This window comes from Flavobacterium soyae (assembly GCF_045348165.1).
In the GTDB taxonomy this organism is placed as follows: Bacteria; Bacteroidota; Bacteroidia; order Flavobacteriales; family Flavobacteriaceae; genus Flavobacterium; species Flavobacterium soyae.
Window position 1 is genome coordinate 2,559,865 of record NZ_CP150845.1, and the last position, 11,307, is coordinate 2,571,171.

The following is an 11,307-nucleotide window of genomic DNA, read 5'->3' on the forward strand; positions in this document are numbered from 1 at the left end:
CTTCTAATCTGTGGCAAACTTATTTATTTAGTCTGGAAAGGAAATTTTTCCCATTGTTACGGATGGAATTCCTTTTTTTGAACCAAAATTATAATTTCCTCCCGCCACGGTTTCATTGGCCAAAACGGCAAACAAAACGGCTTCTTTTGCATCGCCTGAAATTCCAAGAACATCGCTTTTCTCAAATTTACAAGACAATAATTCTTGTAACCATTTCACCAATAACGGATTTCGTGCGCCTCCGCCAGACATATAAACTGTAAACTCTTCGATTGGTGTTTTAGTATTTTGTACAACAAACAAAACTGCTTCGGCAATTGTCTCGGCACTAAGGCGTGTTAAAGTCGCAAGCAAATCTGGTGCCGAAATATTCTCTAAACCTAATTTTACCAAAGCCGAGTTCACAAAATCGTGGTTGAATAATTCCTGGCCAATCGTTTTTGGAAAACTTTTCTGGAAGAAAGAATTGCTTTTTAATTCGCTTAAAAGTTCCTGATTTACAGTTCCGCTTTTAGCAATTTCCGCATCTTTATCGTAACTTTTTTCAGGGAAAAACTGTTTGGTGAAAATGTCTATTAAGGTATTTGCTGTTCCGGTATCGGTTACAAAAACTTCCTCGGCGTTTTGTGAAGCTGGTAAATAAGTGAAATTTGCGATTCCGCCCATGTTAAGCATGATTCGGTTTTCGCCTTTTTTGCTAAATAACAAATAATCGCCATAAACGGCCAAAGGCGCACCTTCGCCACCCGCTGCAATATGTTTCTGCCTGAAATCAGATAAAGTTATAATTCCGGTTTTTACTGCAATATGATCGCCGTCGCCAATTTGTAAAGTCGCATTGGGAAATTTTTCCTGCTGATGCAGAAACTTTGGTGCATGTAAAACTGTTTGTCCGTGCGATGCGATTAAATCAACTTCGCTTGCGGAAATATTCCATTTTGAAAGATAATCATTAATCATTCCGGCATGTAAATCTGCAATCCATTCGTTGAGCAAAACCAAATGCTGAAAATCGATTGTTTTTTTAGCAAACACTTTTCTGATTTCGGTTTTAATTTCTTCGCTGTAATCGATGGTTTCAAATTGTTCGATTTTGACAACTGTGTTTTCGCCTTCGCCAGAAATTTCACAAAGAGCCAAATCGAGTCCGTCGAGTGAAGTTCCAGACATTAAGCCTAGTATTTTTCGGGTCTCTTTTTGAGCGATTTCGTAAAGAGAGCTTATATTTTTATTCATTAAAATGATGTTTTAAAAAAGCATTTTATTTGGAAATGCTAAAATGGGATTTTTTACATATAAATATAAGTAAACTTTGAGATTTATTTTTTTGCGTTGCGTATAATTGTTTTTTAAACACATAGAGACATAGTTTTTCTTTGTGGTTAAAGGCGTTTCACTTTTTTTAAACAAACATAGCTATGTGTAAAATCTTGATTTTATTAATCCTTATTATTCACTCCCAAAAAACTATGTTTCTATGTGTTTAAATAAAAACACAATGCTAAACAAAACTTACTTCCGTTTTTATATATTTGTTTTCAAACTAATTAAAAAATAAACCATGATTGTTGTTATTATCCTTTTTGTTTTCATCATAATCGGAGTGTTCATTTACAATTCCCTTATCGAAAAAAGAAACCAGGTTACTAATGCTTTTTCTTCTATTGATGTAATGCTGAAAAAACGTTTTGACTTGATTCCGAATTTAGTGGAGATTGTAAAACAATATACCAATTACGAACAAAGTACCTTAACTAAAATCGTAGAACTTCGTTCAAGAGCAACTTCAGGTTCTTTAACCGATGCTGAAAAAGCAAGTTTAGATACGGAATTAAGCACGGCTGTAAAAGGTTTAATGGTAACGGTTGAAAATTATCCGGATTTAAAAGCAAATACCAATTTCCTAAACCTGCAAAGTACGTGGACAGAAAGTGAGGAACAAATTGCTGCTGCGAGAAGAACGTACAATGCTTCGGTTACGAGTTACAATAACGCTATTATGATGTTTCCGGGAAATCTGTTTGCAGGAATGCTGAATTATACTAAAATTGATGTTTTAGCAACGCCAGAAGAAGAACGTAAAAATATTAGTGCAAAAGAACTTTTCAATAATTAATGGATTCAGGAATTAGCAACAATTCAGCCTTGCAGGAGGTTTTGAATACATTAGAAGTTGAAAGAAAAAAGATTGCCGAAACCTATAAAACCACTTACATTTTATTTGGTCTCGCCATAGTGATGCTAGTAATTGGTTTATTGATCAGGTTTCCGACTTTAGGTTTTCTGGGATTTGCCGTTTCTGCTATTACAGGCATCGTAATGCATTTTAGAATTGGCGACGATGTTAAGAAATACAAAATGGCTTATAAGACCAATGTTGTAGGATCTGCATTAAAAAATATCAACGAAAGTTTAACGATAACGCCGCAAAGCGGACTTCCTGAATATGAGTTTAGAAGTTCTGAGCTTTTTACAACCGAATCTGATCGTTATAAAACACAGGATTTAATAAGCGGAACAAACGATAAAACTTCTTTTTGGTTTGCCGAAGTTCACGCCGAATACAAAACCGAAACTAGTACAAAAAACGGAACCCGTACAAACTGGCATACTATTTTTAAAGGAATTGTTTTTGTGGCCGATTTCAATAAAAACTTCAATGTTTCGACAGTTGTTCGCCCAAAAGGTTTTGGAGAAGCTTTTGGTTCCTGGTTTTCTAAAAATGTTTTTAGTTTTGGAAACACCGATGTTATCGAATTAGAAAACACCGATTTCAGTAATAAATTTGTAACCTATTCCAGTAACCAAATCGAGGCGCGATATATTTTAACGCCTGCCATGATGGAAAGAATTCTGGACTTAAACGGCAAATGCGACGAAACGATTTCGGTTTCGTTTATACATTCTAAAATGTATATTGCTTTTCCGTTGTCCGAAAATTATTTTGAAGCGCCTATTCATTCTTCGCTTTTAGATCCCGATTTACTTTCCGGCGATCTTTCGATTGTAAAATTCATGCATGATATCGTTCATGAACTGGATTTGAATACTAGGATTTGGGGGAAGGAGTAGATTTCTTTTTATAAAATATTTTTAAGCCGTTTAATAGATTTTGATTTGATCGAGATTTATTGAGCGGTTTTTCTTTTTTATTATTTTGATTGTTCTGAGTATATAAAATATGGATTTAAAGAATTTTAGAGGTATTCTAAAACAATTTAAATAAACAGGTATAATTACTTGTTGTATTATATTGGTTAAATAATATTTTTATAAATATTTTTATTAGAATATTCGTCGGCTTTTATTTCTGATGCTTTTAATGAAATATTCTTAAGAAATTTTTTAGTTGTATTAAAATTCCAACTACTAATCATTTTTAAAAAATTGAATTATGATAAATTTTAAAAAAAGGCTCGAAGGTGTTAAAGCGGATTTAAAAATTAATCCAATTGAAATATACGATACATTAGATAGAGCAAGTGATAAAGGACCACTTAGACCTTCTCAGAATGAAATTTTAAAAGAATGGTTTAACAGTAGGCAAGAACAAAGAGATCATATAATTAAATTGCATACTGGGCAAGGAAAAACTTTAATAGGTCTTTTGATTTTACAGTCGAGAATAAATTCCGGTAAAGGAGCATGTATTTATGTTTGTCCAAATATTTATTTAGTTGAGCAGACTTGCAATCAAGCAAAACAATTTGGAATCCCATTTTGTGTATACGGTGAGGATAAAATTTTACCACAAGAGTTTATTAATGGAGATAAAATTCTTATTATTCACTCTCAATTAATTTTTAATGGGAAAACAAAATTTGGATTAAAGACTAAATCTTTAAAGTTAGATTCCATTGTTCTCGATGATTCTCATTCTTGTATTGATACTATTGAAGATAGTTTCACTGTTAAAGTTTCAAGAGAAGATAATAATGAAATTTATGATGAAATCTTTAATTTGCTTGAAACTTTATTAGAAGATCAAGGATATGCAAAGTTATACGAAATAAAAGATGGAGATAGGGAGCAAGTTTTAAGTGTGCCCTATTGGATTTGGAGAAACAAATTTAAAGATATAACAGATGTTTTATCACATCATAAAGATGAAGAAAAATCTAGTTATAAATTTGCTTGGGATTTAATTAAAGACAACATTGAGGATTGTTTTTGTCTTATTTCTGGAGATAAAATTGAAATAAAACCTTATAGAAATCCAATTGAAAAATATGGTAGTTTCTATAATGCAAATTGTAGAATATTTATGTCTGCAACTACTAATAATGATTCGTTCTTTATTAAAGGTTTGGGTTTGAAAAAAGAAACAATTCTTAATCCGATTGTTTTTAATAATAATCTTTGGTCGGGAGAAAAAATGATTCTATTTCCATATCATATGGACGATAGACTTACTAGAAATGAAGTTATAACTTTATTTAGTGGAAATGATCCAAAACGAAAGTTAGGAATTATTGGTTTAACTACTGGATTTAGCAGAACAAATACTTGGAAAAATGCAGGTGCAACAGTTATAACGTCTAAAAATATTAAAGAAAAAGTAGGCCGTCTTCTTGATGGTCATTTTGATGAGACTTTAGTATTTGCTAATCGATATGATGGAATAGACCTACCAGACTCAAGTTGTAGAGTTCTAATTATTGATTCAAAACCATTTTCTGAAACATTATATGATAAGTATCAAGAAGAGGTAAGATTGGATAGTGATGTAATTGACGTAAAAATTGCTCAAAAAATAGAACAAGGTCTTGGTCGAGGAGTTAGAGGAGAAAAAGATTTTTGTGTAATTCTCTTAATTGGAAATGATATATTAAATGTTGTTTCTAATGATCGATATAGGAAATTTTTTTCAGAACAAACACAAATGCAAATTAAAATTGGACTCCAAGTAACAAAATTTGCGGTTGAAGATGCTGAGAATGATGATGCACAAAACTTGTTGATTAATACAATCAATCAGTGTTTAAAGAGAGATGAAAACTGGAAAGATTTTTATAAGCAAGAAATGGACTCAATAAAAAAATCTCATAAAAATCAAGAAATTCTTGAAATTCTTGAAATAGAGAGAGATTCTGAAGAAGCTTATTCTAGTGGTCAATATTTAGTTGCACAGGGCTTGATCCAGAGTATTTTAGATAATTATGTCGATAAATTTAATATTACAGAGCGTGGCTGGTATCTCCAACAGATAGCTAGATTTCTATTTCCTAAAAATTCAATAGATTCTAATAAATTTCAAATTAATGCACATAGAAATAACAGAAGTTTATATAAACCGAATAATGGAATGGAAATTACAAGATTAACGATAAATGAAGATCGAATTGAAAAAATAAAAAAATGGATTAAACAATGTAATGGCTTTATTGACTTAAAATATAAATTAGATGCTTTACTAGGAGATTTTTTATTTGGATCTAATGCTGATAAATTTGAGCAATCACTTGAACTACTTGGTGAATGTCTTGGTTTTGAGTCAGAAAGACCTGAAAAATACTGGAAAGAAGGTCCGGATAATTTATGGTGTATTGCAAAGGGGAAATATTTGTTGTTTGAATGCAAAAATGAAGTTGATGAAAATCGTGCAGAAATTTATAAGAAAGAAAGTGGACAAATGGCAAATTCAATACATTGGTTTGAAAAAAATTATCCTAAGATGGACTTAACTCCAATAATGATAATTAACACGCGTAAATTGTCAAAAGATGCTTCTTGTGATAAAAGAGTAAAAATTATGAAAAAAAACAAGGTGAATTTATTCCATCGAAACATAAAAGCTTTTTTTAATGAATTTTCATCGCATGATCTTGAGACTGTCACATCATCACAAATTACAGCAATGCTTGCGGCACACAGCTTAACAACAGAACATTTTTTAGATGATACCTATTTGGATAAATTTGTTTAAAATCATTATTAGTAATTCATAGGATTATATATAAAAGACAAGCTTCCTATTAGCGCGGCGTCTGAAAAAAATTAAAACAAAAACCTCGATTTCAAAATCGAGGTTTTGTTTTTTTAAATCCTTACTCCAAATCCAAATAAGGATTTAAAGTTTCAGCTAATTCATTGAGCCAGTAAAAACTATCTCTTAATTTGTTGATTTCGTTTTGAAGTTCTTCCTGTTCGCTCATAACGCCTAATGCGAGTGTGAAATTTACTTGTCTTAGTGTTTTAGCCATTTCTTCAGGTTCAATACTTTCGTTGAAAAAATTCAAAAGCCTGATTTGGGTTTCTTTTGAAAGTGTGTTTGTAATCATAACTAGACATTTTTAGCCAGTGTTGGATTTTTTTTTTTTCAATATCCATCAATAGCAAAGATTATTAAATTCTGAATGTCGTAGTTTAAGAATTGCAAAAGTATAAAAAAAATTAAAGTAAGAAAAATAATATATTTAGTATAGTAAAAAAATAAACTCAAATAAATTTCCAGGCAGTTTGTCATTTCGACCGAAGGGAGAAATCACACTCGTAACCACAAAGATTGTCGATTATGTTTGCGAAATTTCTAGTGCGATTTCTCCCTTCGGTCGAAATGACAAGATTGGAGAATCTCTTTGGAAAATAACATTTTAAGATTTAGATTTGAACTGCAAATTATGATAGAAAAAATCTTAACCGACTACATCACATTTATCAGAAGCTTTGAAGCTTTATTAAAAGATAAATACAAACAAGATATAAATCCATGTTCATTTTCTCGAACCTTCTTTGAAAGATTGGGATCAATTAATGGAATTGAATATCATTTTCACGGAAGTGGCTGTACAGCTAAAAAAGATGAAATTATTTATACCTACGATATTTCAATAAATGAAATTACTTTCACACAATGGGATTTAACAGAACTTATTAGAACTCATCCTGAATATCAGAAATTAAATTATACTGCTGAGTTTATTGAATATGAACTCTATCAACTTATAAATAAAGGAATTTTAGAATGGTTAGCTTACGAAAGAATTGAAGGAAAGGCTTTTGGATGTGTTTTTATGTGTTATAGAGTTGTTGAAGAATCGTTTTTTATTCAATAAATTGCCTTATGAAACCGAGAGTCCTAGCCCTGATGGGAGCGGCATCCTTTTGCACTGGGGTTCGGCGTAAAAGATATAGCGGACAGCAGGAAATTGCTCCTAAAAAATAAAATTCCAATTTTTGTAAGTACACCAAAATCCAAAAGGAGAAATTTATTTTTCATAAGCCTTCGACTACGCTCAGGATGACAGTAAAGTTTAAAGGCAAGGAAAAAGAAAAACCTTAGAACCTTACTTAAGCACAAACTCATTTTCCTTTAAAGTATTCAAAACTTCGGCGATGATTTTAGAACGGCATTCGGCGCTTTTTCTATTGGTTCCGGTTTTTACCCAATAGCGGATGTTTAGCTGAATGATCGCCCCGGAAATATCAGTTATTACGGCTGCATCTTCATGATCTTTTTCGGTTACTTCTTCATTTCGTTTTAGAACTTCTTTTACGAGTTCTATTACTTTTCCATAATCAGAACCGTATTCTAGTCCGACTGTGAAAGTTTGAAGTAGATAACCTTCGCTGTTGTAGTTAATAAGCGTATTTTTAATTAAAAGTGCATTGGGAATATAAATGATTTTAGAATCACTTTTTACTTCGGTATCGCGAAGGTTGAGGTTGATAACTTCGCCTTTTACGCCATTACTTTCGATAATATCGCCAATAGAAAACGGACGTTTGAAAGCGAGCAGAATTCCGGCTAGGAAATTTTCGCCAATATCTTTAAGCGCAAAACCAATTACAAAAGCCGAAATTCCAGCTCCGGCAAGCATACTTTGAGCGATTCCGTCAAGACCAATAATTTTGAACATGAACAAAACCCCAATAATAATCAAAACCGATTTAATTAAACGGGCAATAAAAGTCGCGAGAAGTCGGTCGTGCATTCTGGCTTTGAGTCGGTTTCCTGTAAAAATACCAATTCGGGTTGCAATAAACCACGAAACGAGAATGACAACAATGGCGAGAATAAATTTTGGTGTAAGATCGACAATGCTGTAATAATAGTTTTCTAAATGTTTGAAGACGTCCTGAACGAAATTTTCCATAATTGTAAGGCGTAAAAAGTAAAATATTAAAATTACCCATTTCGTAATTTTGGTGCTTTACAGAATTTGGCTTTAATTTTATAAAATGTTGACGGGCTGTTAAGATAAATCGGCATTTTATACATTTTACGCAGCTATATTTTTATATTTGTTGTCTCAGTTTTTGAGCAATTATTTTTAAAGAAAAGCACCATTTACATGTTGACCCAATCTCATTTAGAGCAATTAGCCGGCGAACTCGAAGGCACACTTTTATACGATGATCTTCATAAAACACTTTATTCGACAGACGCATCAGTGTATCGGATTCGGCCAAATGCGGTGGCTTTGCCTAAATCGACAGCAGATATCAGTAAATTAATTCGCTTTGCGGCGCAGCATAATATTTCGATTACGCCAAGAACGGCCGGAACTTCACTTGCAGGACAAGCCGTTGGCGATGGACTTGTAGTTGATGTTTCGAAACATTTCACCAAAATATTAGGTTATAATGCTGAGAAAAAAACGGTAACGGTTCAGCCTGGCGTTATTCGCGATGAATTGAATTTGTATTTAAAACTATACGGAGTATTTTTTGCACCAATTACATCAACTTCAAACCGTGCAATGATTGGCGGAATGGTGGGAAATAATTCATCTGGAACAACTTCGATTCGTTATGGTGTAACGCGTGATAAAATTGCTGAGGTAAAAGCGATTTTGAGCGATGGAACAGAGGTAGCTTTTGGCGAATTGACTTCGGCGGAATTTATCGAGAAAACCAAAGGTGATTCTTTAGAAAATAAAATTTACAAAAGCGTTTACGACGAACTTTCGGTAAAAGAGAATCAGGAAGAAATTATAAAAGAGTTTCCGAAACCAGAAATTCACAGACGAAATACAGGTTACGCCGTTGATATTTTGTTACGATCAGAATTATTTGGCGGAACAGAACCAACTATAAATCTTGGAAAACTGCTTTGCGGAAGCGAAGGAACTTTGGCCTTTACGACCGAAATTACTTTAAAAGTTGACGATTTACCGCCAGCGCACAGTATTATGGTCGTTGGACATTATCACACCATTCAGGAATCTTTAGAATCTGTTGTGGTGGCGATGAAACATCATTTGTATACGTGCGAAATGATAGACGATACGATTTTGGATTGTACGAAAACGAATCGTGAACATATTAAAAACCGTTTCTTTTTAGTTGGCGAACCCAAAGCGATTATGTTGTTTGAAGTTGCGTCTCACACTTTAGAAGATGCCGAAAATCAGGCGAATGCTTTAATTGCAGATTTAGAAAAACACAATTTTGGTTACGCTCTTGTTAAAATTTACGGAGCTGATATTGATAAAGCCAACGAACTGAGAAAAGCCGGTCTCGGACTTTTAGGAAGTATTGTAGGAGACGATAAAGCGGCTGATTCTATTGAAGATACAGCCGTAGAATTAAGTGATTTACCAGCGTATATTGCAGAGTTTTCGGCGATGATGCTGCGTCACGGACAGGAAGCGATTTATTATGCGCATGCGGGTGCGGGAGAACTGCACTTGCGTCCGGTTTTGAATTTGAAGAAAACTGAAGATTTAAAATTATTTAGAACCATTGCAACAGAAGTGGCGCATTTGGTAAAAAAATATAGAGGCTCGTTAAGTGGTGAACATGGTGATGGAATTGTACGCGGCGAGTTTATTCCGTTTATGATTGGCGAGAAGAATTACGAATTACTGAAAAGAATCAAATTAGCGTTTGACCCGAATTCGGTTTTAAATATCGGGAAGATTGTCAACGCTTTGAAAATGGACGAAAACCATCGTGTAGTTTCAGGAAGAGTAGAACCCGATATCAAAACGTTTCAGGATTTTTCAGACAGTTTGGGTATTTTGCGTGCTGCCGAAAAATGTAATGGTTCTGGCGATTGTCGAAAAATGCCATCAGCGGGAGGAGCGATGTGTCCGAGTTATCGTGCGACACGAAACGAGAAGGAAACGACTCGTGCAAGAGCAAACGCTTTGCGCGAATATTTGACGTATTCTGAAAAAGAAAACAAATTTGACCAGAAAGAATTATATGAAGTTTTTGAGTTGTGTGTAAGCTGTAAAGCCTGCGCCAGCGAATGTCCGAGTAATGTTGACGTTGCGACTCTTAAAGCCGAATTTTTATACCAATATCAAAAAGCAAACGGATTTTCGACTAGAAATAAGATTTTTGCCAATAACGCAAAATTGAACAAAATGGGAAGTAAATTCCCGTCGATTACGAATTTTATTTCGAATCAATTTTTGGTAAAAAAAACAATGGGAATTGCGCCCGAAAGACAAGTTCCGCTTTTGGCAAAAAAGACTTTTAGAAAATGGTATGAAAGTAATAAACCCAAAAACGCAGATTTTCCAAACGGACAATTGTATTTGTTTGTAGATGAATTTACGAATTACTACGACGTAAATATCGGGATTGATGCTTTTGAATTGTTGACGAAATTAGGTTACGAAGTTTTAATCGTAAATCATGAAGAAAGCGGAAGAACCTATCTTTCAAAAGGATTTCTGGAAGAAGCGAAAAAGATAACGGATATCAATGTCAATATATTCAAAGATTTGATTTCGAGTAACACGCCGTTAATTGGAATTGAACCTTCGGCGATTTTGACTTTTAGAGATGAATATTTGCGATTGGCATCGGATAAAGAAAGCGCTGAACGTTTGTCTCAAAATGCTTTTACAATCGAAGAATTCTTCAAAAAAGAAATCATTGACGGAAAAATAACGCCAGATTCTTTTTCTGAAGAAACGAAAGAAATTAAAATTCACGGACATTGTCATCAAAAATCATTGAGTTCTGTTGAAGCGACTTTCGCCATGCTGAACCTTCCTAAAAATAATACGGTTACAATTTATAATTCGGGCTGCTGCGGAATGGCGGGTTCTTTTGGTTATGAAAAAGAGCATTATAAAGTGAGCATGCAAATGGGAGAGGACACGCTTTTTCCAAAAGTACGCAACACTGCCGAAAATGTAAAAATTGCTGCTGCTGGGACGAGCTGCCGCCATCAAATTTATGATGGAACAAAACGTGAGGCGCTGCATCCGGTTAGTATTTTGAGAAATTGTCTGCGTTGAGAAATGGCACGCGGATGACACGGATTCACTTCGTGAAAACGCGGATGAACACGGATTTTTTATTTTAAGTTTAGCCACAGATTAAAAGGATTAGAATGATTTTTAT

General features: G+C 33.7%; 8 protein-coding genes. 5 read left to right on the forward strand and 3 right to left on the reverse strand.

Annotation, left to right across the window (positions count from 1 at the left end):
* Positions 1–27: 27 nt before the first annotated feature.
* Entirely contained in the window at positions 28–1,236 is a 1,209-nt protein-coding gene (locus AABD74_RS10950; RefSeq protein ID WP_406845550.1) for an anhydro-N-acetylmuramic acid kinase, read from the reverse strand.
* Positions 1,237–1,561: 325 nt separating this feature from the next.
* On the opposite strand from AABD74_RS10950, the gene AABD74_RS10955 reads away from it, so the two are divergent.
* The 3 genes from AABD74_RS10955 (at position 1,562) to AABD74_RS10965 (ending at position 5,926) form a co-directional block, all read left to right on the forward strand.
* A complete protein-coding gene (locus AABD74_RS10955) occupies positions 1,562–2,116 on the forward strand; it encodes a LemA family protein (protein ID WP_232681146.1) in 555 nt (184 codons plus the stop codon).
* Positions 2,116–3,072: a DUF3137 domain-containing protein gene (locus AABD74_RS10960; RefSeq protein ID WP_406845551.1), complete on the forward strand. Its 957-nt coding sequence runs from the start codon at positions 2,116–2,118 to the stop codon at positions 3,070–3,072. The genes AABD74_RS10955 and AABD74_RS10960 overlap by 1 nt, the downstream gene beginning before the upstream one ends.
* A gap of 322 nt (positions 3,073–3,394) precedes the next feature.
* A complete protein-coding gene (locus AABD74_RS10965) occupies positions 3,395–5,926 on the forward strand; it encodes a DEAD/DEAH box helicase family protein (protein WP_406845552.1) in 2,532 nt (843 codons plus the stop codon).
* A gap of 121 nt (positions 5,927–6,047) precedes the next feature.
* On the opposite strand, the gene AABD74_RS10970 is transcribed toward AABD74_RS10965, so the two are convergent.
* Positions 6,048–6,281 (reverse strand): hypothetical protein, encoded by a 234-nt coding sequence (locus AABD74_RS10970; protein WP_406845553.1) that lies wholly within the window; start codon positions 6,279–6,281, stop codon positions 6,048–6,050.
* A 339-nt stretch (positions 6,282–6,620) separates the two neighbouring features.
* Here AABD74_RS10970 and AABD74_RS10975 point away from each other — a divergent pair, with 339 nt between their 5' ends.
* On the forward strand, positions 6,621–7,055 hold the full coding sequence (locus AABD74_RS10975; RefSeq protein ID WP_406845554.1) for a DUF6896 domain-containing protein: 435 nt from the start codon (positions 6,621–6,623) through the stop codon (positions 7,053–7,055).
* Between the two features lie 231 nt (positions 7,056–7,286).
* On the opposite strand, the gene AABD74_RS10980 is transcribed toward AABD74_RS10975, so the two are convergent.
* Positions 7,287–8,096, reverse strand: coding sequence for a mechanosensitive ion channel family protein (locus tag AABD74_RS10980; protein ID WP_406845555.1), 810 nt, complete (start codon positions 8,094–8,096; stop codon positions 7,287–7,289).
* Positions 8,097–8,294: 198 nt separating this feature from the next.
* Here AABD74_RS10980 and AABD74_RS10985 point away from each other — a divergent pair, with 198 nt between their 5' ends.
* Positions 8,295–11,201 carry an FAD-binding and (Fe-S)-binding domain-containing protein gene (locus tag AABD74_RS10985; RefSeq protein WP_406845556.1) on the forward strand — a complete coding sequence of 969 codons (2,907 nt, stop codon included), beginning with the start codon at positions 8,295–8,297 and terminating at the stop codon, positions 11,199–11,201.
* Positions 11,202–11,307 lie beyond the last annotated feature (106 nt).